The 26,704-nt window shown below is 67.8% G+C and carries 31 protein-coding genes and 1 tRNA gene; 20 read left to right on the top strand and 12 right to left on the bottom strand.

Annotated elements, in window-relative coordinates; genetic code table 11:
• Positions 1-88 precede the first annotated feature (88 nt).
• Positions 89-1,468 (top strand): methyl-accepting chemotaxis protein, encoded by a 1,380-nt coding sequence (locus GGR89_RS12790; protein WP_125977179.1) that lies wholly within the window; start codon positions 89-91, stop codon positions 1,466-1,468.
• A 15-nt stretch (positions 1,469-1,483) separates the two neighbouring features.
• Here the strand turns inward: GGR89_RS12790 and GGR89_RS12785 are convergent, their stop codons facing one another.
• Entirely contained in the window at positions 1,484-1,954 is a 471-nt protein-coding gene (locus GGR89_RS12785; RefSeq protein WP_125977178.1) for a monooxygenase family protein, read from the bottom strand.
• 56 nt (positions 1,955-2,010) lie between these two features.
• Between GGR89_RS12785 and GGR89_RS12780 the strand changes: the two genes are divergently transcribed.
• Positions 2,011-2,568 (top strand): TetR/AcrR family transcriptional regulator, encoded by a 558-nt coding sequence (locus GGR89_RS12780; protein WP_245201655.1) that lies wholly within the window; start codon positions 2,011-2,013, stop codon positions 2,566-2,568.
• Here the strand turns inward: GGR89_RS12780 and thpR are convergent.
• On the bottom strand, positions 2,550-3,086 hold the full coding sequence (thpR, locus tag GGR89_RS12775) for an RNA 2',3'-cyclic phosphodiesterase (RefSeq protein WP_125977177.1): 537 nt from the start codon (positions 3,084-3,086) through the stop codon (positions 2,550-2,552). The genes GGR89_RS12780 and thpR overlap by 19 nt on opposite strands.
• Before the next feature lie 161 nt (positions 3,087-3,247).
• Between thpR and GGR89_RS12770 the strand changes: the two genes are divergently transcribed.
• From GGR89_RS12770 to GGR89_RS12760, 3 genes are all read left to right on the top strand, one after another.
• Positions 3,248-4,015, top strand: coding sequence for a Bax inhibitor-1/YccA family protein (locus GGR89_RS12770; RefSeq protein WP_125977176.1), 768 nt, complete (start codon positions 3,248-3,250; stop codon positions 4,013-4,015).
• A 134-nt stretch (positions 4,016-4,149) separates the two neighbouring features.
• On the top strand, positions 4,150-4,494 hold the full coding sequence (locus GGR89_RS12765; RefSeq protein ID WP_125977175.1) for a hypothetical protein: 345 nt from the start codon (positions 4,150-4,152) through the stop codon (positions 4,492-4,494).
• An 11-nt stretch (positions 4,495-4,505) separates the two neighbouring features.
• The gene (locus GGR89_RS12760) at positions 4,506-5,447 is read left to right on the top strand and encodes a cation diffusion facilitator family transporter (RefSeq protein WP_125977174.1); all 942 of its coding nucleotides are present in this window, start codon (positions 4,506-4,508) and stop codon (positions 5,445-5,447) included.
• A 39-nt stretch (positions 5,448-5,486) separates the two neighbouring features.
• Here the strand turns inward: GGR89_RS12760 and GGR89_RS12755 are convergent, their stop codons facing one another.
• Positions 5,487-5,858: a response regulator gene (locus GGR89_RS12755; protein ID WP_164521671.1), complete on the bottom strand. Its 372-nt coding sequence runs from the start codon at positions 5,856-5,858 to the stop codon at positions 5,487-5,489.
• Between the two features lie 146 nt (positions 5,859-6,004).
• Here GGR89_RS12755 and GGR89_RS12750 point away from each other — a divergent pair, with 146 nt between their 5' ends.
• Complete coding sequence (locus tag GGR89_RS12750) at positions 6,005-6,190, top strand: hypothetical protein (protein WP_125977173.1); 186 nt, start codon at positions 6,005-6,007, stop codon at positions 6,188-6,190.
• A 142-nt stretch (positions 6,191-6,332) separates the two neighbouring features.
• Here the strand turns inward: GGR89_RS12750 and GGR89_RS12745 are convergent, their stop codons facing one another.
• Positions 6,333-7,043, bottom strand: a complete 711-nt coding sequence (locus GGR89_RS12745) for an HAD family hydrolase (RefSeq protein ID WP_125977172.1) — start codon at positions 7,041-7,043, stop codon at positions 6,333-6,335.
• Positions 7,044-7,049: 6 nt separating this feature from the next.
• Positions 7,050-8,255 carry a toxic anion resistance protein gene (locus tag GGR89_RS12740; RefSeq protein ID WP_125977171.1) on the bottom strand — a complete coding sequence of 402 codons (1,206 nt, stop codon included), beginning with the start codon at positions 8,253-8,255 and terminating at the stop codon, positions 7,050-7,052.
• Between the two features lie 150 nt (positions 8,256-8,405).
• Here GGR89_RS12740 and GGR89_RS12735 point away from each other — a divergent pair, with 150 nt between their 5' ends.
• From GGR89_RS12735 to GGR89_RS12715, 5 genes are all read left to right on the top strand, one after another.
• A complete protein-coding gene (locus GGR89_RS12735; RefSeq protein ID WP_125977170.1) occupies positions 8,406-8,915 on the top strand; it encodes a DUF3237 domain-containing protein in 510 nt (169 codons plus the stop codon).
• Positions 8,916-9,001: 86 nt separating this feature from the next.
• Positions 9,002-10,843, top strand: coding sequence for a translational GTPase TypA (typA, locus tag GGR89_RS12730; protein WP_125977169.1), 1,842 nt, complete (start codon positions 9,002-9,004; stop codon positions 10,841-10,843).
• 275 nt (positions 10,844-11,118) lie between these two features.
• Positions 11,119-11,934, top strand: coding sequence for a hypothetical protein (locus tag GGR89_RS12725; protein ID WP_241218042.1), 816 nt, complete (start codon positions 11,119-11,121; stop codon positions 11,932-11,934).
• Positions 11,935-12,167: 233 nt separating this feature from the next.
• Positions 12,168-12,404: a hypothetical protein gene (locus tag GGR89_RS12720; protein WP_125977167.1), complete on the top strand. Its 237-nt coding sequence runs from the start codon at positions 12,168-12,170 to the stop codon at positions 12,402-12,404.
• A gap of 82 nt (positions 12,405-12,486) precedes the next feature.
• Positions 12,487-13,104 carry a hypothetical protein gene (locus tag GGR89_RS12715; protein WP_125977166.1) on the top strand — a complete coding sequence of 206 codons (618 nt, stop codon included), beginning with the start codon at positions 12,487-12,489 and terminating at the stop codon, positions 13,102-13,104.
• Here GGR89_RS12715 and GGR89_RS12710 read toward each other — a convergent pair.
• Positions 12,998-13,411 carry an EVE domain-containing protein gene (locus tag GGR89_RS12710; protein ID WP_121073583.1) on the bottom strand — a complete coding sequence of 138 codons (414 nt, stop codon included), beginning with the start codon at positions 13,409-13,411 and terminating at the stop codon, positions 12,998-13,000. The two genes, GGR89_RS12715 and GGR89_RS12710, sit on opposite strands and share 107 nt — an antisense overlap.
• 126 nt (positions 13,412-13,537) lie before the next feature.
• Between GGR89_RS12710 and GGR89_RS12705 the strand changes: the two genes are divergently transcribed.
• From GGR89_RS12705 to GGR89_RS12695, 3 genes are all read left to right on the top strand, one after another.
• Positions 13,538-13,903 (top strand): hypothetical protein, encoded by a 366-nt coding sequence (locus GGR89_RS12705; RefSeq protein WP_125977165.1) that lies wholly within the window; start codon positions 13,538-13,540, stop codon positions 13,901-13,903.
• 67 nt (positions 13,904-13,970) lie between these two features.
• Complete coding sequence (locus GGR89_RS12700) at positions 13,971-15,611, top strand: FAD-dependent oxidoreductase (protein WP_125977164.1); 1,641 nt, start codon at positions 13,971-13,973, stop codon at positions 15,609-15,611.
• Between the two features lie 15 nt (positions 15,612-15,626).
• Entirely contained in the window at positions 15,627-15,920 is a 294-nt protein-coding gene (locus tag GGR89_RS12695) for a DUF3297 family protein (RefSeq protein WP_125977163.1), read from the top strand.
• Positions 15,921-16,232: 312 nt separating this feature from the next.
• On the opposite strand, the gene GGR89_RS12690 is transcribed toward GGR89_RS12695, so the two are convergent.
• Positions 16,233-16,856, bottom strand: coding sequence for a DNA-3-methyladenine glycosylase family protein (locus GGR89_RS12690; protein WP_125977162.1), 624 nt, complete (start codon positions 16,854-16,856; stop codon positions 16,233-16,235).
• A 63-nt stretch (positions 16,857-16,919) separates the two neighbouring features.
• On the opposite strand from GGR89_RS12690, the gene GGR89_RS12685 reads away from it, so the two are divergent.
• On the top strand, positions 16,920-17,237 hold the full coding sequence (locus tag GGR89_RS12685) for a 2Fe-2S iron-sulfur cluster-binding protein (RefSeq protein ID WP_064311720.1): 318 nt from the start codon (positions 16,920-16,922) through the stop codon (positions 17,235-17,237).
• A 154-nt stretch (positions 17,238-17,391) separates the two neighbouring features.
• Here GGR89_RS12685 and GGR89_RS12680 read toward each other — a convergent pair whose 3' ends face one another.
• A complete protein-coding gene (locus GGR89_RS12680) occupies positions 17,392-18,270 on the bottom strand; it encodes a glycoside hydrolase family 16 protein (RefSeq protein ID WP_125977161.1) in 879 nt (292 codons plus the stop codon).
• Positions 18,270-18,806 (bottom strand): translation initiation factor IF-3, encoded by a 537-nt coding sequence (infC, locus tag GGR89_RS12675; protein WP_125977160.1) that lies wholly within the window; start codon positions 18,804-18,806, stop codon positions 18,270-18,272. Before infC ends, GGR89_RS12680 begins: the two co-directional genes overlap by 1 nt.
• Positions 18,807-19,020: 214 nt before the next feature.
• Between infC and GGR89_RS12670 the strand changes: the two genes are divergently transcribed.
• Entirely contained in the window at positions 19,021-19,710 is a 690-nt protein-coding gene (locus GGR89_RS12670; RefSeq protein WP_125977159.1) for a hypothetical protein, read from the top strand.
• A 35-nt stretch (positions 19,711-19,745) separates the two neighbouring features.
• Here GGR89_RS12670 and GGR89_RS12665 read toward each other — a convergent pair whose 3' ends face one another.
• Positions 19,746-20,315, bottom strand: a complete 570-nt coding sequence (locus GGR89_RS12665) for a Uma2 family endonuclease (RefSeq protein WP_125977158.1) — start codon at positions 20,313-20,315, stop codon at positions 19,746-19,748.
• 99 nt (positions 20,316-20,414) lie between these two features.
• Positions 20,415-22,406 (bottom strand): threonine--tRNA ligase, encoded by a 1,992-nt coding sequence (gene thrS / locus GGR89_RS12660; protein WP_206434325.1) that lies wholly within the window; start codon positions 22,404-22,406, stop codon positions 20,415-20,417.
• Positions 22,407-22,555: 149 nt separating this feature from the next.
• Here thrS and GGR89_RS12655 point away from each other — a divergent pair, with 149 nt between their 5' ends.
• From GGR89_RS12655 to GGR89_RS22790, 3 genes are all read left to right on the top strand, one after another.
• On the top strand, positions 22,556-22,912 hold the full coding sequence (locus tag GGR89_RS12655) for a VOC family protein (RefSeq protein WP_125978300.1): 357 nt from the start codon (positions 22,556-22,558) through the stop codon (positions 22,910-22,912).
• Positions 22,913-23,118: 206 nt separating this feature from the next.
• Complete coding sequence (locus GGR89_RS12650) at positions 23,119-23,826, top strand: response regulator transcription factor (RefSeq protein ID WP_125978298.1); 708 nt, start codon at positions 23,119-23,121, stop codon at positions 23,824-23,826.
• Between the two features lie 3 nt (positions 23,827-23,829).
• Positions 23,830-25,176 (top strand): sensor histidine kinase, encoded by a 1,347-nt coding sequence (locus tag GGR89_RS22790; protein WP_125978296.1) that lies wholly within the window; start codon positions 23,830-23,832, stop codon positions 25,174-25,176.
• A 32-nt stretch (positions 25,177-25,208) separates the two neighbouring features.
• On the opposite strand, the gene GGR89_RS12640 is transcribed toward GGR89_RS22790, so the two are convergent.
• A tRNA-Ala gene (locus GGR89_RS12640) sits at positions 25,209-25,284 on the bottom strand.
• A 222-nt stretch (positions 25,285-25,506) separates the two neighbouring features.
• Between GGR89_RS12640 and GGR89_RS12635 the strand changes: the two genes are divergently transcribed.
• Positions 25,507-26,661 (top strand): DUF2171 domain-containing protein, encoded by a 1,155-nt coding sequence (locus tag GGR89_RS12635; RefSeq protein WP_125978294.1) that lies wholly within the window; start codon positions 25,507-25,509, stop codon positions 26,659-26,661.
• Positions 26,662-26,704 lie beyond the last annotated feature (43 nt).

Here is a 26,704-nt window from a genome sequence, read left to right as displayed (position 1 = left end):
TCAACCTCTACTCCTCTACAATGCAGCTGGGTGGGCGCAACGCGGGGCCGGCGGAGCAAGTCCGGCACCCGACGGGTTAGGGACGAACATGCTGCACTGGTTGGAAGTAAAGGCTCCCATTCGGGAGAAGCTGAAGGTCACCTTCGGCGCGATGATCGGGATCATGGTGGTCCTGGCCGTTTTGAACCTGGTGCTGCCGCACTGGGTGATGCTGGGGCTCAACGTGGTGGTAATCGCCACCGCCTTCGTGCTCACCCGCATGTTCGCCCGCGTGATTGCCGATCCCTATGTCGCGACCGTCGTGCGGATGGAGGGCCTCGCCGCCGGCGACCTCGCCGCGCCCATCGCGCATACCGAATATGAGGATTGCGTCGGCCGCATCTCGCGCGGGATGCTCGTCTTCCGCGATGCCGCCGTCGCGCAGCGCGAGGCCGCCGAGCAGCAGGCCGAGGTCGTGCGGGTGCTCGGCCAGTCGCTCGAGCGGCTCGCCAAGGGCGACCTGACCGCCGACGTCACCGCCGATTTCCCCGGCACCAATGCGGTGCTCAAGACCAATTTCAACGAAGCGCTGGCCGCACTGCGCGAACTGGTACGCTCGGTCGCGACGTCGGCGGAGACGATCAGCACCGGCTCCGCCCAGATCGCGGTTGCCTCCGAGGATCTCTCGCGCCGCACTGAAAGTGCCGCTGCGAGCCTCCAGGAAACCGTCCACTCGATCGCCGAGATGGATCAGCGGCTGCGCAGCACCGCCGGCAGCGCCAGCCAGACGGTGGCGCGCGCAGACGGCGCGATCGCGTCGGTCCAGGCCGGCCGCGACGTCGCCGACGAGGCGGTGTCGGCGATGAGCCGGGTGTCGGAAAGCGCCAAGGGCATCGACGACGTGATCGAGGGTCTCGACAAGATCGCCTTTCAGACGCGCGTTCTCGCGATGAACGCCGCCGTCGAGGCCGGTCGCGCCGGTGAGGCCGGGCGCGGCTTCGCGGTGGTCGCCGACCTCGTCTCCGCCCTGGCGATGCGCGCCGAGGAGGAGGCTGGCCGCGCCCGGGATCAGCTGACCACCACCCAGGCCGACGTTACCGCGGCGGTGGGCATGGTCCAGCGCGTTGACGATGCCTTCGCCGCGATCGCCACCGACGTGCGCGAAGTGCACGGCCTGCTCGGCAGCATGGCGACTGCCAACCAGGCCCAGGCCTCGTCGATCGGCGAGATCAGCACTGCCATCACGGTGATGGACCAGGCGACCCAGCAGAACGCCGCGATGGTCGAGCAAACCTCTGCCGCCGCCCGCAACCTGAGCGGTGAAGTCGAGGCGCTGAAGCGTTCGGCCCAGGCCTTCAACGTGGGCGAGGGACACAATCCGCGGATGAGCCTGCCGCTGCAGCGCCCGAATCTGTCGAAGCGCGGCGGCGCGGGTGGTCGGCCAGCCCCGGCTCCCGCGATGGCGGACGGCGACTGGGCGTCGTTCTGACGACGCCCGCCCGGCTTAGCCCTCCATCCCCATATGGGCGTGGAGGCGCTGCCGAGAGGACATCAGCGTGCCCACCGGCTTGGCAATCGGCGCGAACATGCCGAGCCCGAGCCGCTGGCCGGGCAGGTTGACGTACACCGCCTCGATGCCGCGCGCGCTATAGGCCTCGTGCCAGAAGCCGGCCCCCTGCGGGTCCTTGAGGAACTCGCGCCACCAGATGCTGTGCGGCGCGCTGCGGGTGAAGGCCTCCAGGCTCGGCAGGTCGCGCCAATATTGGCGGAAGCCGACATGGTTCCAGCCGAACAGCATCCCGTCCTCGGCGAGCAGCCCGTCGGGCGGGTTCTTCTTGATCTCGGCCAGCCCGCGGCCGATCCGCAGCATCGCGGGAAGTGCGCGCCAGCGGCGCAGCTTGAATCCCAGGATCACGACAATCAGTTCCGGATAGGCCGCGAGATCGACCGTCTCGCGGAGCGTGTTGGCTTGCATGGCGAGTCTCCTTGTTTACACTGTACACGATACGGGCAGTTTACGGTGTAAACAAGATGGAAACTGCGGACGGACTGCGCGCGCGTCTGATCGACGCCGCGACCACATTGCTGGACGAGCAGGGCGAGGCCGGGGTGACGCTGCGCGCGCTGGCCAAGGTGACCGGCGTATCGGCGATGGCGCCTTATCGGCACTTCGCGGACAAGGCGGCCCTCCTTGGCGCGGTGGCGGAGGCGGGGTTCGCCGAACTCGCGGCGGTGCTGGCCGAAGCAGACCGCGCCGAGCCGGCCAAGGCGGCACTGGTCTCGCAAGGCATCGCCTATTTCCGGTTCGCGCAGGCCCACCCGGCGATGTTCCGGCTGATGTTCGGCGGCAATCCCGGCTGCGCGGTGCAACCCAAGCACTATGGCGAGGCCTTCGCGATCCTGTCGCGCCGCGTGGCGAGCCTGACGGGCGGCGATCCCGGCCCGGCGACGCTCGCCGCCTGGGGGGTGGTGCATGGCCTGTCGACGCTGGCGCTCGACGGCAAGGTGCCCGCCGAGGACGGCATGGTCCGCGCCGCGATGGCGCTGGTGGCGGACGGCGTTGCGGGCGCTCAGCCCCGCAGCTTGTAGCGTTCGATCGCCTCGTAGCTCGCGCCCTCGCGGCCGAGATGGCTTTCGTAGAGCAGGAAGCTGTCGACGGTGAAGAGCGCGCTGGCGAGCCCGGCATGCGCCTCGAGGAAGCGCTCGTTGGCGCCTGCCTGTGCGTTCATCCGGGCCAGCGTGATGTGCGGCAGATAGGCGCGGCGTTCGGGCGCCAGGCCGGCGCGGACCAGCGCCTGGTCGATCTTGTGGTGGAGCTGCGTTACCGTCTCGTGCGGCCGCAGCCCGGCCCAGAGCGCGTTGGGCCGCCCGCGCGAGTCGAACTCCCCGACGCCGGCGACCGCCAGCTCGAACGGCGCGAAGCGGACCGCGCCAAGCGCGAGCGCGATGTCCTCCGCCACCGGCCGCTCGACCTCGCCGATATAGCGCAGCGTGCAGTGGAGTTGCTCGTCGCTCTGCCAGCGCGCGCCGGGCGCGCCGCCCGCAAGGCCGAGCAATTGCGCGCGAATCGCAGACGGAGGGCGGAAGCCGACGAACAGACGATGCATCACCAATATTCTAGCCGACCCGCTAGCTTGTTCAAAGCGAACGAGAAGTCTTCGCCGCCTCTGTTTCGAAACGTTGCTGGGCCCGGTTTCGCTTGAAAACCCCTGTGGCGAGGCCGATATTCCAGCCATCCGGCACTGCGCCGGGCAAAGGAGTTTTTCGAATGGCTAACTGGTCCGATCCCCGCACGAGCGAGTCGCCCTTCGCGACCGCGAGTGCACGCGCCGCGGCGCATGACGCGGGGCTCCGGTCGTACATGCTGTCGGTCTACAACTACATGCTGTCCGGCGTGCTGCTGACCGGCATCGTCGCGCTGGCGTTCGGCAAGGTCGCCTCGCTGCAGGCGCTGCTGTTCCAGGTGGTGGAAACCAGCCGCGGCCTGTCGCTGCAGCCGACGCTGCTCGGCTGGGTGGCGATGCTCTCGCCACTGGCGATCGTGTTCGCGATGAGCTTCGGCCAGAGCCGCATGTCGGAGGGCACGCTCAAGGTGCTGTTCTTCGCCTATGCCGGCCTGCTGGGTGCGTCGCTCTCGACGATCTTCACCACCTATACCGACATGTCGATCGCCCAGGTGTTCTTCGGCACCGCCGCCGGCTTCGGCGCGCTGAGCCTCTATGGCTACACCACCAAGAAGGATCTGTCGGGCTTCGGCACCTTCCTGATCATCGGCTTGGTGGGGCTGCTCGTCGCGTCGATCGTCAACATCTTCCTGCAGTCGGGCGTGATGAGCCTGGTGATCAGCGTCGTCGGCGTGCTGATCTTCGCCGGCCTCACCGCCTATGACACGCAGAAGATCAAGAGCATCTACAGCTATGTCGCCGGCACGCCGGAGCAGGGCAAGGTCGCGATCATGGGGGCGCTGAACCTCTATCTCGACTTCATCAACATGTTCCTGTTCCTGCTGCGCCTGTTCGGCAGCTCGCGCGACTGATCCCGCGCGGAACGGAAGACAAAGGGGCCCGGCGGAGCGATCCGCCGGGCCTTTTGTTTTGCGTGGCCGGGCAGGCACGGAACGCGACTCCCGGCATGTCCGTTTAATCCGGGTAACGCTCAGGAGAGTGCAGCATGACCAACAATCCCCTCGACCCTGCGATGGACCGGATGTCGGTCGCTCCCGACCCCCGCGCCGATGACGACGCCAAGGGCGCGGCGCATTCCGCCGATGCCGGCACCGATTCCTCGATCGAGGAGCGGCTCGCCCGCGATCCGGCGAGCAAGGAAGCCCGTCTCGATCGCGCGCTCGACGAGTCGATGGACGCCTCCGATCCGCCCGCCTCGACCCAGCCGGTGCACAACAACGACATTCCGGAAAGCTCGGGTTATGACGCTAAGGCGGAAGCCGATCGCGCCGAGGGCAAGGAGGACAAGGGCCTGATCGACAAGGCCCTGCACAAGCTCGGCCTCGACTGAGGCCGGCGCGTATGGCCGCGTCTCCCGCGTCGGGCTGGCGCGCCAATATCGTTCTCTATGCGGCGCTCGCCGCCAATGTCGGGATCGCCGTCGCGAAGTTCGTCGCGGCGGCGATCACCGGCTCGTCCTCGATGCTCACCGAGGGCGTGCACAGCCTGGTCGACAGTTTCAACCAGATCCTGCTGCTCTACGGCCAGCGCCGCGCCAAGCGCCCTCCTGATGCCGAACATCCCTTCGGCTATGGCCGCGAACTCTATTTCTGGGCCTTCGTCGTCGCGATCCTGATCTTCGGGCTGGGCGCGGGCGTATCGGTCTATGAGGGCTGGCTCCACATCCTCGACCCGGAGCCGCTGCGCGACCCGCTGGTCAATTACATCGTGCTCGGCATCGCCACCGCGATGGAGGGCACCAGCTGGGTCATCGCGATCCGCGAGTTTCGCGCAGGCAAGGGCGATTGCGGCTGGTGGAACGCGATTCGGGAATCGAAGGACCCCGCCGGCTTCATCGTGCTGTTCGAGGATTCGGCGGCGCTTGCCGGGCTGGTCGTCGCGGGCGTGGGCGTCTGGGCCAGCCATGCCTGGGGTGACCCGCGGATCGATGGTGCGGCCTCGATCGTGATCGGGCTGATCCTCGCCGCGGTCGCGACGCTGCTGGCGCGCGAGGCCAAGGGCCTGCTGATCGGCGAGCGCGCCAACCCGGAGCTGATCGCCCAGGTTCGCACGATGCTGGAGGCCGAGCCGCGCATCACCGCCGTCAACCATGTCCGCACCATCCACACCGCCCCCGATCGCGTGTTCGTGGCGATCAGCGCCGATTTCGACGACGGCCTGGCGATGGGCGAGGCCGAGACGCTGATCGAGCGGATCGAGGCCAAGCTCAAGGCGGCGCTGCCCCAGCTCAGCTCGATCTATATCCGCCCGGAAAAGCGCGAGGATGCCGAGGTGGTGGCCTAGCGATGGATCCTCCCCCTGGCGGGGGAGCATCCATCGGATTCAGTCGCCCAGCGCGCCGAGAAGTTCGTGCATACGCAGCGGCTTTTCGAGCAGTGTGGCATAGCCGGTCGCTTCCGCCTCGGCGGTCAGCCCGGGGCTGGGATAGCCGGTCATCAGCACCGCGCGGCCGGTCCAGCCCCGCGCGTGCAGCGCCCGCAGCAGGGCGATGCCGTCGCTGTCGGGCAGGCAGTAATCGGCGACCAGATAGTCGGCGCTGAGGGACGCGGGATCGGCGAGCGAGGCCCCGGCGACGCTGTGCGCCCGCACCTGATAGCCCTGCCCGTGCAGCAGCAGCTGGGTCGACCGGCGCACGCCGTCATCGTCTTCGACGAGCAACACGCTGGGGCGTTGGATGGGGGAGGGAGTGGTCATGGAGCGCGCCTGATCGCATCGCCTGCCACGGCGCGGCGGCGGGGTCTCTACGCAAAGCTCCTAGGGGGTCGGCCGGTCCGATGATGCGCTCCGCTGGCCCAAGGGGCGGTTGCGGGCTTTGGCGGGATACGGCACCTTGGCCAGCGATGTTCTTCGACGAGAATCGCGTCTGGCCCCGGCCGGAACCGCCGCGGCCCGTGCCTTTGCCGCCGGGCCGGCGCGAGCGATTCCTGACGCGGATGTTCCTCGTCTACGCGCTGGTCCTGCTGCTGCTGCCGGTCAGCGCGAGCGGGATCGCCGACCTGATCCGGTATCTGCTCGCCTTGCTCTGATGGTGCATGTTCCCCTCCCGCTTGCGGGAGGGGCAAGGAGAGGGGACGTTGCAGCTTGGGCCGCGCCATCTCCTCGTCAGTCCCTCCCCCGAGCCCTCCCGCAAGCGGGAGGGGAGCGCGGGTGGAGAGGGGCGCGCCTCGCTTAGCCCAGTTCGTCGTCCTTGTACTTGATCTGCAGGAAGTTGCCGCGGGTCGCGAACGCGTCGAGATCGCCTTGGGCGAGCTGCGCGGTCATCTCGGCGATTTCCTCGTCGATCACCTGCAGCCCCTGCGCCAGCTGCTGGTCGGGCGTCATGCCGTTGCGCGGCACGGTGCGCAGCGGCTCGGGCACGCGGCCATAGCCCTTGACCAGCTCCGGCAGCTGCTCGCCGATCAGCTTGCGGACCTCGTTCGCCGCCGGCGAGGCCTCGTCCAGCCGCGCGAGCTGCGGCGCCAGCGTTTCCAGCTTCACCCCGATCGAGTCGACCAGCGTGCGGGCAGGCGCGGGCAGGGCCAGCCGCTGCGTCTCCAGCCAGCGTTCGGTGGTGGACGGCAGCGCCTTGAGCGGCACCTGCACCAGCTGCTCGACGCGCGGCGCGCTGGTCACCGGCAGCGACGCGAAGACCAGCGTCGCCAGGATCAGCAGCGCCATCACCGCGAGTGCGCCGAACATGCCGAGCGGCACGAACATGCCGATCGTGATCGCGGCGATGAGAATCACCGCATCCGCCGCCGCGATCCGCCCGAGGCGTGCGAGGATCTCCGCCTCGCGCCGCTTGCGGGTGCGGGTGGCGAGCGCGCCTTCGGTGCGGGCGCGCGAACGCTCGATCAGTTCCTCGCCACGGGCGAGCAGGCGGTCCACGTCACTCGGCATCGCGGCTTACATCGCCTCCAGCTTGAAGCCGTCGGTCGGGCCGCCCAGCCGGTTCTGCTCGGCACCCTCGGCGCGGGCGATATAGCCCTTCGACTTCTCGACCTCGCTCGACAGCGTGTTGACCGTCACCTTCATGCTGTCGAGCGCCTTGAGCTTGAAGGTGTCGATCGCGTCCATCGTGTCGTAGATGTTCTGGAACGCGCGCTGCAGCGTCTCCACGGGAATCGTCGCGCTCGCCGCCTGTTCGTGGATCGCTGCGGTCTGGCTCTTGAGCAGCTGGCCGGTCGATTCGATCAGGTTGGCGGTGGTGGTGTTGAGCGCGGTGATCTGGTCGAGCACCAGCTTCTGGTTGTTCAGCGCCTGGGCGACGGTCACCGCGGTGCGCAGCGCCGAGACGGTGGTGGTCGAGGCGCGGTCGACGCCCTTGATCAGCTCGACATTGTTCTTCTTGACCAGATCGAGCGCGAGATAGCCCTGCACCGTCACCGCCATCTGGGTGAGCAGGTCCTGGGTGCGCTGGCGGACGTAGAAGAGCGCGGTCTCGCGGATCGCCTTGGCCTTGGCGGGATCGGTGTGGTCCAGCTCGTTGGCCTTGTCCTCGAGCTTTTCGTCCATCGCCTTGGACAGATAGATCATCTGCTCCAGCCGCCCCATCGCGTTCCACAGATTGGCGCGCTCGGTGGCGATCGCGGCATTGTCCTGCAGCAGCTCGTCCTTGCCGTTGGCCAGGCTCTTGAGCACCGCGTTGATGTGGCTCTGCGACGACTGGTATTTGCGGAAATAGTTGGTCAGCCCGCCGCCGCCGAAGATCTTCGACAGGAAGCCGTCCTTGCCGCCGATCAGCTTGCCGTTGCGCGAGGGATCGAGGTCTTCCACCGTCTTGCGCAGTGCCAGCAGGTCTGCGCCGACGCCGCCTTCGCTGCCCATCGCGCGGACCGGCCGATCGAGGAAGCGGTTCGACTGCCCGGCGGCGTCGCGGATTTCCTTCTGGCCCATCGCCGCGATCGCATCGACGCGCTTGCCGAACTCGGGCGAGTTCACGTCCTGCGCGATCAGATCGTCGATGAAGCCGTCGACGCGCTTGTCGAGCTCGGACTTCTTGGCGTCTTCGACCGGCACCAGCCCGGCAGCCTTTTCGGGCGCCACGACAGGCACGGGATCGGGGGGCGTGAGCACCAGACCCTGTTCTGCGGTATCCGTCACAGTCGCCATCGTCGCTTCTCTCTCCAACTCCGAGGGGATAACCATGCAGGCGAAGCACGTATCCCGCAAGTGTGTCATGTAGCTAGGGCACCCGCGATTGCAACTTGACCGGCCGAGACCCCGCGCATTGTATTGGCGCATAGCAAAGGGGAGGGGCGGATGCAGCGACGCGACATGCTGGGGGCGATGGGACTCGCAGGGCTGGCGGGCGGTATTGCCCCCGATGCGGAGGCGCCGCCGGAGGCAAGCTTGGCGCTGGAGTTCGCCTATGACGCCATCGTCACCCTCGGCGCGGCGACCCCCGTGGGCCGCACGCCGTACGGCGTTCGCAACCGCATCCCGATCACCGGCGGCAGCTTCGAGGGGCCGCGCATTCGCGGCACCGTGCTGGCGGGCGGCATGGACTGGCAGCTGGAGCGCCCCGACGGGATGCTCGACATTCATGCCGACTATATGATGCAGGTCGAGGACGGCACGCTGATCCATGTGATCAACAAGGGGCTGATCAGCCGCGATCCCAAGCGCCCTTATGTGCGCACGACTCCCTGGTTCGAGGTGCCGGATGGTCCCCATGGCTGGCTCAACCAGTCGATCTTCACCGGCACGATCGGCACCCCGCCAGAGGGCAAGGGGCCGGCGGTGCGGATCACGATACATCGAATCCTCTAACGGGAAATACGGGGGCCTTCCCGCGACGCACCATTTCCGCTATGGGCCCGCCCGTACGCGCGCTTCCGCGCCAATCAGGAAATCGCATGAACCTCCGTAACGTGGCGATCATCGCACACGTCGACCATGGCAAGACCACCCTCGTCGACCAGCTCTTCCGCCAGTCCGGCACCTTCCGCGACAACCAGCGCGTCGAAGAGCGTGCGATGGACTCGAACGACCTCGAGAAGGAGCGCGGGATCACGATTCTCGCCAAGCCGACCTCGGTCGACTGGTCGCCCGACGGCACCGAAGAGAACAGCATCCGCATCAACATCGTCGACACGCCCGGCCACGCCGATTTCGGCGGCGAGGTGGAGCGCATCCTGAGCATGGTCGACGGCGTGATCCTGCTGGTGGATTCGTCCGAAGGCGCGATGCCGCAGACCAAGTTCGTGACCGGCAAGGCGCTGAAGCTGGGCCTGCGTCCGATCGTGGTCGTCAACAAGATCGACCGCGCCGATTCGCGCGTGCAGGAAGTGCTCGACGAAGTGTTCGACCTGTTCGTGACGCTGGAGGCGACCGACGAGCAGCTCGACTTCCCGGTGCTCTACGCCTCGGGCCGCAACGGCTATGCCTCGGACGATCCCGAAGCGCGCGAGGGCACGCTGACCCCGCTGTTCCAGAAGATCGTCGACCATGTGCCGCCGCCGCAGGTGGACCCGGACGCGGAGTTCAAGTTCCTCGTCACGCTGCTCGACCGCGACAACTTCCTCGGCCGCATCCTCACCGGCCGCGTCGAGAGCGGCACGGTGCGCATGAACCAGCCGATCCACGCGCTGGATAACGAAGGCAACATCATCGAGACCGGTCGCGCCTCGAAGATCATGTCGTTCCGCGGCCTCGACCGCGTGCCGGTGGAAGAAGCCAAGGCGGGCGACATCATCAGCCTCGCCGGCCTCGCCGTCGCCACCGTGTCGAACACCATCGCCGACACCTCGGTCAGCGTGCCGCTCCAGGCGCAGCCGATCGATCCGCCGACGCTGTCGATGCGCTTCGCCGTCAACGACTCGCCGATGGCGGGCCGCGAGGGCAGCAAGGTGACCAGCCGCATGATCCGCGACCGCCTGTTCCGCGAGGCGGAATCGAACGTCGCGATCAAGATCACCGAGAGCGACGAGAAGGACAGCTTCGAAGTCGCCGGCCGCGGCGAACTCCAGCTCGGCGTGCTGATCGAGACGATGCGCCGCGAGGGCTTCGAGCTCGGCATCAGCCGTCCGCGCGTGCTGTTCCGCGACGGCGAGAACGGCCGTGAAGAGCCGTACGAGACGGTCGTGATCGATGTGGACGAGGAATTCTCGGGCACGGTCGTCGACAAGATGAACCAGCGCAAGGCCGAGATGACCGACATGCGTCCGTCGGGTGGCGGCAAGACCCGCATCACCTTCTCGGCGCCGTCGCGCGGCCTGATCGGCTATCACGGCGAGTTCCTGTCGGACACCCGCGGCACCGGCATCATGAACCGCCTGTTCGAGAAGTACGGGCCGTACAAGGGCAAGATCGAAGGCCGCAAGAACGGCGTGCTGATCTCCAACGGCGCCGGTGAAGCACAGGGCTATGCGCTGGGTCCGCTCGAAGAGCGCGGCATCCTGTTCGTCGGCCATGGCGAGGCGCTGTATGAAGGCATGATCATCGGCGAGAACGCCAAGACGGAAGACCTCGAGGTCAACCCGATGAAGGCGAAGCAGCTGACCAACTTCCGCGCTAGCGGAGGCAAGGACGACGCGATCCGCCTGACCCCGCCGAAGAAGATGACGCTGGAACAGGCCATCGCGTACATCGACGACGACGAGATGGTGGAAGTGACCCCGAAGAACATCCGTCTGCGCAAGCGCTTCCTCGATCCGAACGAGCGCAAGCGCCAGAGCCGGGCGAAGTCGGCCGCGTAAGCACTTCCGATACGGTGAAGAAAGGGCCCCTGCCGGCGACGGCGGGGGCTTTTTCTTTTGGGAGTTTGGGCGTCCTCCACCAGAGCGTTTCCATGGGCGGCGGCCCGGCGCTGATGTACGCGGCGGATGCGCTGCGGGTCTATGACCCGTTCGCGGACGGCAACGGCGGAGACGCAAGTGCCGCAGATGGAACCTAACGGGAACAAAATTCTGTCCTACAGCAGGTAAAATCGGTACAGGCTTTCCGGTTTCCCATCTTCAGGGAGTCGGAAGCAATGCAGAACCGAGTGCCCGTCCCGCGCGCGGCGCGCGACCTGCCGGACTTCGATCCGGTGCCGCGCCAGCGCAATCGCCATGATGGCTGGACGCCCGAGCGGCAAAAGGCGTTCATCGAAGCGCTCGCCGATACCGGATCGGTGCGGCGCGCAGCCAACATGGTCAACATGGCGCAGGCCAATGCCTATGCGCTGCGCCGCGCGGCAGGCGCGGAGGGCTTTCGCCGCGCCTGGGACGCGGCGCTCGACTTCGGTCTCGCCCGTCTGAAGGACGAGGCGTTCACCCGCGCGATCGAAGGCGAGCTGATCCCGGTGTTCGACCGCGGCAAGCTGATGGGCTTTCGCCGCAAGCGCAACGACGCGCTGCTGATGTTCTGCCTGCGCCATTACGGCCAGGATGCGAACGGCAAGCGCACCACCATCAACTATTTCTCCGCCCGCGCGGCGGCGGGAACGGGCGAAGGCGGGGCGGGCGCGGCGGCGAGCACGACGACGGTGCGCACGGTGATCACCGGCGATGGGGCAGGCGACAGCATGGCGGCGCGCGACGACCGGACGGCGGCTGCGCTGGAGTCCTTTGCCGGGGTGACGCTCGATGCCGAGGCGCAGGCGGCGATCAACGCGGCGCTGGAGGCCTGTGCCGCGCGCCGGGCGGCGGCGGACGCGCAGATCGCGCTGGGCGGCGAGGACGCGATCGACGCGCTGGAAGCCGATCCGGAGGAGCATTTCATCCGGCTGGGCGAGGATTCGCTGCCCTATCGCGGCGTCATCGAGTTTCCGGGACAGTCGGAGGATGAGGGGGGGTGGGATGGCTAAGCGCGCCGGAATGGTTGGACGCGCCGAGGGAGATATGGGCAACTGACTGGGGAGCTTCGCGGCGATGTCATTCTTCCCCGCCGCCGCTGCAACGTTTCTGGTCACCGTTGTCGTGATCGGGCTTATCGCGGCGTTTTACGGACATGTAACTACCGTACCGGCAGAAGCTGGAGCGGACGCTTCGGCATGCTCGCTGTTGCTTCCTATATTTGCGTCATGGCTAAGGAGGTCGCATGCCTTATTACTCTTTAAGAATTACTACGGGCAACGATGCTGATATGGTAGAATTGAAGGAGATGTATCCCGACTGGCATGCTCCTGATTATACGGATGGTTCGGCCGTGTATATTAAGCGCTCATTGGATTTGGCTAGCCTTCAGCGTAATGTGGCAGCTATTGGCGGGGGCGGTGGGGCCGTGGAAGTGAAGAAGATCAGTAAACGCGAGTTTGAATGGAAAAAATATCAGTAGGCGCTGGCCTCGCTCGCCGAACGCGCTTCCGCTAGGCCCCCCCGGCATGGTCTAAGGAGCGCGTACTGCCGGAGGGTGTATCATGTTGCTGGCCGCGTTGTTGATGGGCCTCTCGCCCCAGGACCAGGCGGCCGCGCCCGCCACCGCCGCGACGGTGGACGCCCCGCAGCAGGCGGCGGACGGGTCGCAGCGCTGGTCGGTGCTGGCGGACCCCTGTGCCTCCGCCCAGACCGGCGCCGATCAGATCGTGGTGTGCGGCAAGGGCGTCGATGCACCGCGGCTGCCGCTGCCGGCCGAGCGCGGGCCGCCCGACCGGCCGATGCCGAGCAATCCCGATCGCACCGGCATCGGCGCGCTCAACGTCGTCGAGACGCCCTGCGCCGCGCGGGTGGGCGGGTGCCAGGTCGGGGTCGACATCTTCGGCGCGGCGACCACGCTGGTCCGCGGCGTTGGCAAGGTGATCAGCCCGGACAGCTGCTGCGAGGAGCCGGGCGAATCGCGGAACTTCTTCAAGCTGATCGGCGATGCCGGCAAGGGCGTCGGGCGCGCGTTCAAGAAGAAGCCCGACAAGTCGAAGCGCGTGCCGATCGACCTCAGCGATCCGGTGCCGTTCCGCTCATCTCCAGCAGCACCGCCCACTCCTCCGGCCGCACCGGCGTCACCGACAGGCGTGACTGGCGGACCATCTCGAGGTCCTTGAGCCGCGGCTCGGCCTTGATCTCGGGCAGCGGCACCGGCTTGGCCAGCGGGCGCAGCGCCTTCACTTCCACGCTCGCCCACTTCCCGTCGTCGCCGTCGGGCTGCCAGGCGCGGGTGATCTCCATGATGCCCACCGCGGCCTTCTGGATGTTCGAATGGTAGAAGATCGCCTGGTCGCCGGGGACCATGTCCTTGAGGAAGTTGCGCGCGGTATAGTTGCGCACGCCGTTCCATTCGGTGCTGCCGTCGCGCACCAGGTCATCCCAGCCATAGACATCGGGTTCGGAGCGAAGGATCCAGTAGGCCATGCCGCCCGTTACCCAGCTAAACCGCGGCTGAACAGCCGGTTCCGTACCGATTAAGCCGCGATTGCGTATCGGAGGGCCATCGGCGCCGAGCGACTCGCCGGCGCCCCGAGGTGAGGAGCAAACAGCATGAACCAACTGGCGAAGAAGCTGGTGCTGGGCATCGCCACGGGCGCGAGCCTGCTGGCGGCGGTGGCGCCCGCGCAGGCGCAGGACTGGCGCTATCGTCGGCATTATTACCGCGATCGCGGCGGCGACGTCGCCGGTGCGGCGCTGGTGGCGGGTATCGCGGGCCTGGCGATCGGCGCGGCGATCTCGAACGACCGGCGCTATGACTACGACCGGCGCTTCTATCGCGAGCGCGGCTATTACCCGACCGACGGCTATTGGTACCGGGACAATTATCCCCGCTATCGCTACTATGAATATTGCAGCGTACGGCGCGTATGGGATCCGTATCTCGGTCGCCCGGTGCTGGTGCGCTACTGCGACTGAGCGTGCAGGCGCGCGACTATCTCTAGAGATGGGTCGCGCGCCGCGTAAGGCCCGTTAGGGTGGGCACATGGCACCCTCCGAATCGCTCGACCCCGCCGATCCCTATGCGCGATCGGCCCAGACCTTCCCGGTCCTGACCGCGGAGATGATCGCGCGGGTGGCCGCCTTCGGCACCGAGGAAGCGGTGGAAGAAGGCGCGATGCTGTATCGCCGCGGCGACCACAGCGTCGATTTCTTCCTGTGCCTGTCCGGCGGCATTTCGATTGTCGATACCGACAGCGAGGGCGCCGAGCATGTCTTTCACGTCCATGAGGCGGGCCAGTTCACCGGCGAGCTGGACCTGTTCAACGACCGCAAGATCCTGGTGAGCGCGCGCGCGCTGCCCGGCACGCGGGTGGTGCGGATCGAGCGCGGCGCCTTCCGCCGGATGATGGCGGCCGAGCCCGATATCGGCGAGATCGTGATGCGCGCCTTCATCCTGCGCCGCGTCGGGCTGCTCCGCCACAGCGATGCCGGCGTGGCGCTGGCCGGGCCGGGCCACGGCGCGGACATGGGGCGGATCGAGACCTTCCTCACCCGCAACGCGATGCCGCACCGGCGGATCGATACCGATACCGATCCCGATGCGGCGGGCTTTCTCGAATGCCTGGCGCTGATGCAAGCGGACCTGCCGGTGGTGGTGCTGGAGGGGCGGGTCCTGCGCAACCCGACCAATGCTGCGCTGGCGGACGCGCTGGGCCTCGCGACCGCGCTCGACCCGGACCATGTCCATGACGTCGCGGTGGTCGGCGCCGGGCCCGCGGGACTGGCGGCGGCGGTCTACGCCGCGTCCGAGGGGCTGGAGACGATCGTGATCGAGGCGGTGGCGCCCGGCGGCCAGGCGGGCACCAGCTCGAAGATCGAGAATTATCTCGGTTTCCCCACCGGCATCTCTGGTCAGGCGCTGGCGGGGCGCGCGCAGGTCCAGGCGCAGAAGTTCGGCGCGCGGCTGCTCGTCTCGCGCGCGGTGGTGCGGATCGAATGCGAGGAGCGGCCGCTGCGCCTGCACCTCGACGACGGCGCGACGCTGCAGGCGCGCGCGGTGGTGGTCGCGACCGGCGCGCGCTACCGCAAGCTCGACCTGCCGCGCTATGCCGAGCTCGAGGGCAACGGCATCTATTACGCCGCCACCGCGATGGAGGCCGGGCTGTGCGCCGGCTCCGAGGTGGTGGTGGTCGGCGGCGGCAATTCGGCGGGGCAGGCGGCGGTGTTCCTCGCCCGCCATGCCGCCCATGTCCATGTGCTGGTCCGCGGACCCGGGCTGGCGGCGACGATGTCGCGCTACCTGATCGACCGGATCGAGGCCTCGGACCGGATCACCCTCCATCCCTTCACCGAAGTGACCGCACTCGAGGGCGAGCGCGCGCTGACCGGGCTCGCATGGACCGACCGCCAGACCGGCGCCGTCGAACATCGCACGGTCGGCGCGCTGTTCGTGATGATCGGCGCGGTACCCAACACGACCTGGCTGGAAGGCTGTGTCGATCTCGACGGTCGCGGTTTCGTGCGCACGGGGAGCGGCGAGACCTTCTTCTGTTCGACGGCGCCCGGCGTGTTCGCGGTGGGCGACGTGCGGGCGGGATCGGTGAAGCGCGTCGCCTCGGGCGTGGGCGAGGGTTCGGTGGTGGTCTCGGCCATCCACCGCTATCTTGAACCCGCGACCGAATGACGGCATGAGCCGGGCATGAGCGATACCCCTCCCGATCGTCTGTCGGTCAACCCGAGCAGCCCCTATTTCACCCGCGAACTGCTGGAGCGCGGCGTCGGCATCAAGTTCAAGGGCGTCGAGCGCCGCGATGTCGAAGAATATTGCATCTCCGAAGGCTGGGTGCGCGTGGCGCTCGGCAAGAAGATCGACCGCAAGGGCAACCCGCTGACGATCAAGCTGGTCGGCCCGGTCGAGGCCTGGTTCCAGAGCGGCGGCGAGGCGGCTGCGGCCGATGCCGCGACCAAGGACGAGGACAGCGCCGAGGGTTGATCCACGGCTGCCCGGCCCCGCACCCCGATGTGGGGCCGCATGTTTTTCAGGCGTTCAGGCGCGGCGGGCGGTCACCGCTTGCGCAGTCCGGCGGCCTCCATCCCTGCTCCGACCCGTGGGTCTGCTGCATCTGCTCGCCATGGGGCGAGAGTTGGTCGCAGCTCCCGTTCGCTGCAGGTCCCCGCAACGAGGGCGACCGCAGGGTGGAGGTGCTGACCCCGCCGATACGGGCCGAGGATCGCGCGACGATGCCGATCGCCGGCTGGCGGGGCATGCGGGAAGCGATGGGGCTGGGGCAACCCGCTGAGCGCTTCAGATCGCGCTTTTGATCATCCCATAATGGTGCCAGGCGAAGATCGCCGCCGCGCCCCGGTGCGGGCGCCAGGCCTCGGACCATTCGCGCGTCAGCTTCTCGCTCGGGCGCTCGGCATGGCCGAGGATGCGGCCGATCTCGATCTGCACCGCCAGGTCGCCCGCGGGCCAGATGTCGGGCCGCCCCTCGGCGAACAGCAGGTAGATCTCCGCCGACCAGCGGCCGATGCCCTTGATGCGGGTGAGCGCGGCGATCGCTTCCTCGTCGTCCTGGGGCAGCGCGGCGAGATCGAGCGCGCCGCTGGTCACCTGCTCGGACAGGCTGCGGGCATAGCCCATCTTCTGGCGTGACAGCCCGGCGCCGCGCAGCAGCTCGTCGCTGGCCGCCGCGAGCAGCGCGGGATCCTCGGCGTCGCCCAGCACCGCATCCAGCTTGTTCCAAACCGCGGTGGCAGCGGCGACGCTCACCTGCTGGCCCACGATCGTGCGCAGCAGCGTGGCATAGCCGGGCGCGCGGATGCGCGGCTCGGGATAGCCGGCGCGTTCCAATGCGGCGGCGAAGGCGGGTTCGAGTGCTGCCAATGCGTCGATCGACCCCTTCAGCTGGTCGGCGGTCAAGCCCATGGAATGGCTCCTTGAAACGGGCCCGGTTCACCGGCATGGACGCGGCGAACCAAGGAGATGCAGATGCCCCAGCTTACGGTCGTGACGCGTGACGGAACCGAACGCACGGTAACCGGCGAGGCCGGTCTCAGCGTGATGGAGGTGATTCGCGACAATGGTTTCGACGAGCTGCTGGCGCTGTGCGGCGGCTGCTGCAGCTGCGCCACCTGCCATGTCCATGTCGACCCGGAATTTGCGGACAAACTGCCGAAGATGAGCATGGACGAGGATGATCTGCTCGACAGCACGAGCGATCGCGACGCGACCTCGCGGCTGTCGTGCCAGCTGCCCTTCACCGATGCGCTGGACGGCCTGCGCGTGCGGATCGCCGCCGAGGATTGAGGACGGGCGGGGAGGGGGAACCTGTCACCCCCGCTGTCACCCCCGCTGTCATCCCCGCCAGGGCGGGGATCCATTCGCCTGTGCGCCGGGGGAAGGAACCGCGGCTTCAGCGCCAATGGCTTCCCGCCTTCGCGGGAATGACAAAAGGGTGCGGTCACCGCTTCGGCATTTGCCAGACGCGGACATAGTCGACCTCCATCCGAGACGGGAAAGCGGCGGGGTCGATGCCGTGGGTGCCGCCCCAGCCGCCCACCGCGACGTTGAGCAGCAGATATTGCGGCTTGTCGAACGGCCAGGTGGCGGGATCGCCCTGATGGTCGTTGTCGAAGCGCATATAGGCATGGCCGTCGACGCCGATCAGGATGCGGTCGCGGGTCCAGTCGAGCTGGTAGGTATGGAAGGCGGTGCAGGCGTCCGCCACCCGGGTGGTCGCACCCTTCTGGGTGTGCTGGGCGTGGTTATAGGCGCCGGTATGGATGGTGCCGTGGACCGTCTGCGGGTCCCAGCCGACCAGCTCCATCATGTCGATCTCGCCGAGCCGCGGCCAGCCGCCGCTGCCATCGGTGCCGAGCAGCCAGATCGCCGGCCATAGCCCCTTGCCGCAGGCGAGCTTGGCGCGCACCTCGATAAAGCCATAGGTCCAGCTGGCAAGGCCGCGGGTGAACAGGCGGGCCGAGCTATAGTCCTGGCCGCCATAGTCGGACTGGCCGGTCAGCCGCTCGCGGCGCGCCTCAATGACGAGATGGCCCTTCTCGACCCGCGCATTCTCGGGCCGATTCGCGGCGTAATATTGCAGTTCCTGGTTGTACCAGCCCTCGCGATTGCGGGCGGTATCATAGGCCCAGCGTTTCGCATCGGGCAGAGGCCTCGAGCCGAATTCGTCCGCCCAGACGAGTCGCGCGCCCTTGGGCACGGCGATCGATTCGCTGGTCGCGGCGGGGACGGGCGGCAGGGCGGCGGTCTGCGCGACCGCCGCTGCCGGCAGGAACCAGGCTGCGGCGGCGGCCGCGCGTGCGAACCGCCGCCGGCGCATCACTTGGGCGAGAGCACCATCAGCATCTGACGGCCTTCCATGCGCGGATAGCTCTCCACCTTGGCCACTTCCGCCGAGTCCTGCTGGACGCGCTGGAGCAGTTGCATGCCGAGCTGACCATGCGAAAGTTCGCGGCCGCGGAAGCGCAGGGTGATCTTCACCTTGTCGCCTTCGCCGATGAACTTCAGCACGTTGCGCATCTTCACGTCGTAATCGTGGTCGTCGATGTTGGGACGCATCTTGATCTCTTTGATCTCCTGCGTCTTCTGGGTCTTGCGTGCGAGGTTCGCCTTCTTCTGCGCCTCGTACTTGAACTTGCCCACATCGAGGAACTTGGCGACGGGCGGGTCGGCGTTGGGCGACACTTCGACGAGGTCGAGCCCGACCTCGGCAGCCTGCGCCATCGCCTCGCGCGTGTACATCACGCCAAGGTTTTCGCCGTCCTGGTCGATCACGCGAACCTTGGGCGACTGGATGAATTCGTTAAACCGCGGCCCGTTCAGCGGCATCGCGGGCGCCATCGGGCGCCGGGGCATGGGAGAACGTATAAGACTGGCTCCTGTAGTTGATCAGCGTCCTATATAGACATGAATCCGTCGCGAGAGAAGGTCTCCTCGAGCCCATTCTGCAGCGATATTGCGCGGCAGCGGCTTTGCCCGAAAAAGCCCAGCGGGCTGCTGGGTTACTCCATCCTTTTCCTATAATGCCGGGAGGCGCGCGTGCACGCGCGGCCAGCAACGGGGGTCGTCTATGCAGTGGATGGTGCGAACGGCGGCATGTGTCGCCGCGATGACGAGTGCGGGTACGGCGTTGGCGCAGTCCACGGCGGGCGAGGGTCGGGTGAGCTTGGGCGTGACCGCGGGGACGCTGGGTGTCGGTCCGGAAGTGGGCTATCGCTTCAACCAGCAGGTCGGGGTGCGCGCGAACGGCGGTTTTCTCGGCATCGATCACAGCTTCACGTCCGACGGGATCGACTATCGCGGCCATGCCAAGCTGAGCTCGGGCGGGGTGATCGTCGACGTCTATCCGTTCGGCGGCGGGTTCCGGCTGTCCGCCGGGGCGCGGTATAACGGCAACGAGGCGCGCGTCCGCGCGACACCGACCGGGGCGACCCAGATCGGCGACCGTGTCTACACGCCGACCGAGATCGGCACCATCACTGGCCGCGCAGATGTCCGCGAATTCGTGCCGCAACTGACGCTCGGCTATGGCGGCGGGCTGCGCAAGGGGTTGAGCTTTCACATCGAGGCCGGGGCGCTGTTCCAGGGCGCGGTACGCATTCGCGACTTCACCTCGAACGGCACGCTGGCGGCCGACCAGACCATTGCCGGCGACACCTATCGAACCGAGTTGGGCAAGCAGAGGCGCAAGCTGCAGGACCGCGCCGACGACTACCCCGTCTATCCGATTCTGCAGGTCGGGCTGAAATACCGGTTCTGAACGATCGGCGGGCGGTGCGCTTTCGTGCCGCCCGCTCAATCCAGCGTGTCGAGGCGGATGGTCACGTCCGGGAAGAGCAGCGGCGTGACCGGATCGTGCCCCTCATATTCCTCGACATCGATGTAGACGCCATGCTCGGCCGCGCGGTGGATGCGGATCGTCTGGCGGATCGCGTCGACCACCCAATAGTCGCGCACGCCGTATCTGGCATAGAGCGGCGCCTTGACGCGCAGGTCATAGGCCAGGGAGCTGTCGGCGACTTCGATCAGCAGCAGGATATCAGGGCCTCGCACGGCGCGGGGCCGTATGTCGCGTGTCCACACTGCCAGATCCGGCTGGACGAGCGTGTCTTCGGACAGGGTGACCGACGCCTCGACGAACAGGCGAGCATCGCCGGCCATCGCCGGCACAAGGGCGCGATTCAGCCGAGACTTCATGATCTCGTGCCAATCCGCCTTTGCTCCTGCCATCGGGATGATCTCCCCTTCGATCAGCTCGAAATCATCCTGCTCGGGCAATATCCCGGCTTCTGTGAGATCGTAGATCTCCTCGACCGTGAGGCGAGCGGGGAGGAGGCCCCGGCGCATGTTCTGGAACAGCGTCATGGGCGGAGGATAGCAGTTTTGCAGTGACGAGGCGAGGTAGCGTAGCGCTCGCCTCCAGCAATCCCCCTCCTGCTTGCGGGAGGGGGATTGCGGGGTCGGTCAGCGCAGGTCCGGCGCCAGCGCTTCGGCCTTGAGGCGTTCGATCGCCTCGTCCAGCGTCAGCATGGTCTGGCCCTGGCTGCCGAGCACGCGGAGCGCCACGGTGCTCTCCTCGGCCTCGCGCTTGCCGACGACCAGCAGGTTGGGCACCTTGGCGAGCGAGTGCTCGCGCACCTTGTAGTTGATCTTCTCGTTGCGCAGGTCGCTCTCCACGCGGATGCCCGCAGCCTGGAGCTTCGCCACCACCTCGCGGGCATAGTCGTCGGCGTCGGACACGATCGTCGCGACCACCGCCTGCACCGGCGCGAGCCAGGTCGGCAGCTTGCCGGCGAAATGCTCGATCAGGATGCCGATGAACCGCTCGTACGAGCCGAAGATCGCGCGGTGGAGCATCACCGGCCGGTGGCGCTCGCCATCCTCGCCGACATAGGATGCATCGAGCCGCTCGGGCAGCACCCGGTCCGACTGGATGGTGCCGACCTGCCAGGTGCGGCCGATCGCGTCGGTGAGGTGCCATTCCAGCTTCGGCGCGTAGAAGGCGCCCTCGCCGGGCAGCTCTTCCCAGCCATATTCGGGCGTGGCGAGGCCGGCGGCGACCACCGCGTCGCGGAGCTCGTTCTCGGCCTGGTCCCACATCTCCTCGGTGCCGAAGCGCTTCTCGGGCCGCAGCGCCAGCTTGATCGCATAGGTGAAGCCGAAATGCTTGTAGACCCGGTCGGCCAGCGCGCAGAACGCCTTCACCTCGTCGACGATCTGGTCCTCGCGGCAGAAGATGTGGCCGTCGTCCTGGGTGAACTGGCGGACGCGCATCAGCCCGTGCAGCGCGCCGTGCGGCTCGTTGCGGTGGCAGCAGCCATTCTCGACCAGCCGCATCGGCAGGTCGCGATACGACTTGATCCCCTGCTTGAAGATCAGCACGTGCGCCGGGCAGTTCATCGGCTTGAGCGCCATCCACTGGACGTCGTCCGACACCATCGGGCCTTCGTCCTCGATGTTCGGGGTCTCGTCGGGGATGACGAACATGTTCTGGCGATATTTGCCCCAGTGGCCGGACTGCTCCCACTGGCGCGCGTCCATCACCTGCGGGGTCTTCACTTCCTTGCTGCCCGCGCCGTTGACCGCGCGGCGCATATAATCCTCGAGCACGCGGTAGATGACATAGCCGTTGGGGTGCCAGAACACCGAGCCATGCGCCTCCTGCTGGAGGTGGAACAGGTCCATCTCCGCGCCGAGCTTGCGGTGGTCGCGCTTGGCGGCCTCTTCCAGGCGCGTCAGATGCTCCTGGAGCTGCTTCTTGTTCAGCCAGCCGGTGCCGTAGATGCGGCTGAGCATCGCGTTCTTCTGGTCGCCGCGCCAATAGGCGCCCGACACGCGGGTGAGCTTGAACGCATCCGCCGCGACCTTGCCGGTGGAGGCGAGGTGGGGGCCGCGGCACATGTCGAGCCAGGCGTCCTCGCCCTTGCCGGCGCGGTAGACGGTCAGCTCTTCGCCCTCGGGGAGCTCCTTGGCCCATTCGGCCTTGAAGCTTTCCCCTTGCGCCGTCCAGCGTGCGATCAGGTCGGCGCGCGACCAGACTTCGCGGATCAGCGGCTCGTCGCGCGCGATGATGCGGCGCATCTCCTCCTCGATCGCCGGCAGGTCCTCCTCGGTGAAGGGGCGGTCCTTGGGGGCGAAGTCATAGTAGAAGCCGTCGTCGGTCGACGGGCCGAAGGTGATCTGCGTGCCTGGGAACAGATGCTGCACCGCTTCGGCGAGGATATGCGCATAGTCGTGGCGCACGAGCTCGAGCGCGTCGGCCTCGTCCTTGGCGGTGACGAGCGCGAGTTGCGCATCGCCCTCGAACGGGCGGCCGATGTCGCGCAGTTCGCCATCGACGCGCGCGGCGAGCGCCGCCTTGGCGAGGCCGGGGCCGATCGCCGCGGCGATGTCCGCCGGGGTAGTCCCCGGGGCTACCTCGCGGACGGAACCGTCGGGCAGCGTAATGCGGAACATCTCGGACACGGGAAGAACCCTTCTCTTGGGTGTGAATGGAGCGCGGCTTATGCCCGCGCGGGTGCGATATAGGCAAGCGCTGGCGAAAAGGGCAGGGGCGGGGGGATTTCGGGGTAGTGCGGGGGGCAGCGCGGGCATAGCCTGCGGGCATGGACGCCAGCCACCACATCGTCGCCATCCTGCCCTGCCGCGACCTCGACGCGAGCACCGCTTTCTACCGCCGCCTGGGTCTGGAGGTGGCGAGCGACCATGGCCATTACCGCATCCTGGAAGACGGCCGCGGCTGGCACCTGCACCTGCGGGAGGAACCGAACACGCCCCAGGCGCCGGACAATCCCTTCGGGCTGTACCTCTATGTCGACGACGTTGACGCGGTGGCCGACCGCGTGCGCGAGGCGATCATCCAGCCCGGCACGCCGCATGCGATGCCGTGGGGGACGTACGAGTTCGCGGTGTCGGATCCCGATGGCGCGCTGGTGCGGGTGGGACGGGTGTTGGCGGAGTGACCGCCGCACTGCGAAGAACGCGAGCCGTCGCCCGTAGGCGCTTGCCGCCGCGGCGGTGCCAATCGTCCAGCGTCATATCGGCCTGCTCGCCCAGCGGCCCAAGGGCTGAGAGAGCGAATTTCGACGCGGCGCCGGCCCGCGCGCGGCGGGTCGACCTGCACGGACTGTAAGGTTAGGAACAGGCGTCCGCCCTAAGGATGCCGATCATGCAGTCCCCGTCCGACCCGTCCCCCGCCGCCCTTCGCATCCTCGTCGTCGAGGACGATGCCCAGCTCAGCGCCCTGCTCGTCCGGCAATTGGGCACACTCGGCTACACGGTGGAAGCGGTCGCCGACGGCCGCGCCGCGATCGCCACGCTGGGCCAGGCGCAGTTCGACTCGATCCTGCTCGATCGCCTGCTGCCCGCGATCGAGGGCGTCGAGGTGCTCCGCCGCATCCGCGCCGAGGGCGTGGAGACGCCGGTGATCCTGCTCACCGCGCTGGGGCTCACCCAGGAGCGGGTGGAAGGCCTGGAGGCCGGCGCCGACGACTATATCGTCAAGCCGTTCGAGATCGACGAGCTCAACGCCCGCATCCGCGCGGTGCTCCGCCGCCGCAGTGCTCCCGCCGCCGACAATGCCACGCTGGCCGCGGGCGACGTGACGGTGAGCGTGCTCCGCCACCGCGTCACCCGCGCCGGCAAGCCGATCGAGCTGCAGAAGACCGAACTCAGGCTGCTCGCCGAACTGGTCCGCGAGGCCGGCAGCGTGCTCTCGCGCAAGATGCTGATCGAACGCGTCTGGGGCTATGACTTCGTGCCGGCCACCAACATCGTCGACGTCCATATCCTCAAGCTGCGCCAGCGGCTGGAGATGCCGGGCCTGCCCGATCCCATCGCGACGGTACGCGGGGTCGGCTATATGTTCCGCGCCTGAGCGGTGCCGCGCCGACGCCTCCGTTCGCTCGGCCGGATCGCGATCGCCTTTGCGCTTGCGCTCTCGGCGACGACGGCGCTTGCCGGGCTGGGCGTCTATCTCGCGCTGCTCGATGCAATCGACCATCAGGTGGATCTCCGCCTGCAGGGCGAGGCGCGCGAGCTGCTGGAGGGCGGCGCGGGGGTGCCCGAGATCGTCCGCCGCATCGCCCGCGAACGCACCGAGCGCGAAAGCGCCGATATCGGCTTCCTGCTGCGCGACCCCCAGGGGCGGGTGATCGCCGGCAACATCACGCCGGCGCATTCGCTGCCCATCGGTGTCTCGACGGTAACGGGCGACGCTGCGATCCCGGGCCTCAGCCGGGGTCGCGCCTGGGTGAAGCGGCTGCCGGGCGGCGACACGCTCGCGCTGGTGGCGGAGAGCGAGCCGATCGACCAGCATGACCATAAGCGGGGACGCATTCTGGCGATCGGCTTCGGCGCCGTGATGACGCTCCTGCTGATCGGCACCTTCGCGCTGATCCGCGCGATCCGAGTCAACATCGCCGCGATCGGCGGCACGGCGGAGGCGATCATCGATGGCGATCTGCGCGCACGCGTGCCGGTGGAGCAGCCGGGCAGCGTGTTCGGCGGACTGGCGGTGACGTTCAACCGCATGCTCGATCGCATCGGCGAGCTGATGGCCGGCATGCGCAGCATCTCCAACGACATCGCCCATGACCTGCGCACACCGCTGGCCCGGCTGCACGGCCGGCTGGCGGCGCTGGCGGACGCCCCGGAGGCGGCACCGGTGCGCGAGGAACTGGGCGAGGCGGTAGCCGAGAGCGAGGAGATCCTCGCCATCTTCGCCGCGATCCTGCGCATCACCGAGATCGAGGGCGGCGAACGCCGGGCGGGATTCGAACGGCTGGATCTGGCGGCGCTCGCAGCCGAGGTGGGCGAGGGCCTGGAACTGCTGGTAACCGAGAACGGCCGAACCTTCGCGGCGCCTGCACCGGCGGCGGCCGTGCCGGTGGACGGCGACCCGCGCCTCCTTACCCAGCTGATCGTCAACCTGATCGAAAATGCCGTGACCCACACGCCCCCGGGCACGACGATCCGGCTGAACGTGCGCCGCGACGGCGACACGGCGCTGCTCTGCGTCGCGGACGACGGCCCGGGCATCCCGCTGGCGGAACGCGAGCGCGCCTTGCGCCGCTTCGGCCGGCTGGATGCGAGCCGGCACACGCGCGGACATGGCCTTGGCCTGCCGCTCGCGCTGGCGATCGCGCGGCTGCATCACGGCACGCTGGCGCTGGAAGATGCCGGGCCGGGGCTGCGCGTGGCGCTGCGACTGGCGCTCGCGGGCTGATCTTCAGGGGTCCGGGAGAAGGAAAAGGCGGCTGGTGGAGCTGAGGGGAATCGAACCCCTGACCTCTGCAGTGCGATTGCAGCGCTCTCCCATCTGAGCTACAGCCCCGCCGCCTTGGTCCCGGGCTGGCCCGGGAGGCGCTCCCCTTAGCGAGCCCAAACGGGCGATGCAACTGGCTTGTCGCATCTTCGCGCAGGATTCGTATCGCCGGCGACGAAGTGCCTGTGACGCAGGTTAAAATTCGGGGAACCCATCCGCCCCTCCGCTCGCTTGGACGATGCGTGACGGCAAGCATGCCGCAGCCGCCGAAATCTCAGCAGGAGAGATACGATGGACGACCGCAACAATCGCTACGGCCCCTATGGCCCCACCGGGTATAACGACAGCAGCAGCCAGGGCGACTATGGTCGCGATTACGGCGCGGGCCGCGATTACACCTATAGCAGCGCGCGCGACTATGCCGCCGCCGGTGAATATGGCCGCGGGCGCGACCGCAACCAGCGCGACGACTGGAACCGCGGGCGCAGCGAGCGCAGCAACCAGGATCGCTCGCGCTACGGGGCGCAGGGCTATGGCCAGCGCGACCAGGCGCGCAGCGGCTGGGACGGTGGTGACAACGACTGGAGCGACACCGGCTCGCGCAGCTACAGCAATTATGGCGGCAGCTATTCGGGCCAGGACCGCGACCGCGACTATGGCCAGCGCAACTATGGCAACAGCGACTGGGGCAGCCGCGACTCGTTCGCGCGCAGCTATGGCCAGCAGGACCAGGATCGGTCGCGCTACGGCCGCCAGGACCAGGGCCGCAGCGCTTATGGCTATGACCGCAATCGCGGCGAAGACCTGCGCGGCTATGACCGCGACCGCGGTTTCTTCGACCGCGCCGGCGACGAGGTCCGCTCGTGGTTCGGCGACGAGGAAGCTGAACGCCGCCGCCGCCAGGACCAGCGCAATGACGAGCAGCAGGCCCGCAACGAAGGCGCGTCGGACAGCCATTATGGCGAATGGCGCCGCAGCCGGATCCAGGAATTCGACCGCGACTATGACGAATATCGTCGGGAGAACGCGCAGCGCTTCCACAACGAGTTCGACAGCTTCCGCACCGAGCGGACCGGCCAGCGCGACGCGCTCCGCCGCGTGACCGAGCATATGGAAGTGCTGGGATCGGACGGCAGCCATGTCGGCACGGTCGACAAGGTGCGGGGTGACCGCATCATCCTGACCAAGAACGACACCGATGCCGACGGTCGCCACCACTCGATCCCGTCGCGCTGGATCCAGACCGTCGACGACAAGGTGACGCTGCGCAAGACCGCCGACGAAGCCAAGAACCATTGGCGCGACGAAGAACAGTCGGGCGCGATGTTCGGCGAGGACAAGTCCAAGTCGACGGCGACAACCACGGATCAGACCACCACGGACAGCCGGTCGCAGGACTGGAGCACGACGGGTAATCTGAATTCGAGCTTCAAGGGCACCTACTAAGGGCACCTGAAGCGAAAAGAGGGGCCGCCCGGCATTGCCAGGC

This window comes from Sphingomonas trueperi, from assembly GCF_011927635.1.
GTDB lineage: Bacteria > Pseudomonadota > Alphaproteobacteria > Sphingomonadales > Sphingomonadaceae > Sphingomonas > Sphingomonas trueperi.
The sequence above is the reverse complement of the archived record's forward strand: the minus strand, read 5'-3'. Positions and strand labels throughout refer to the sequence as shown.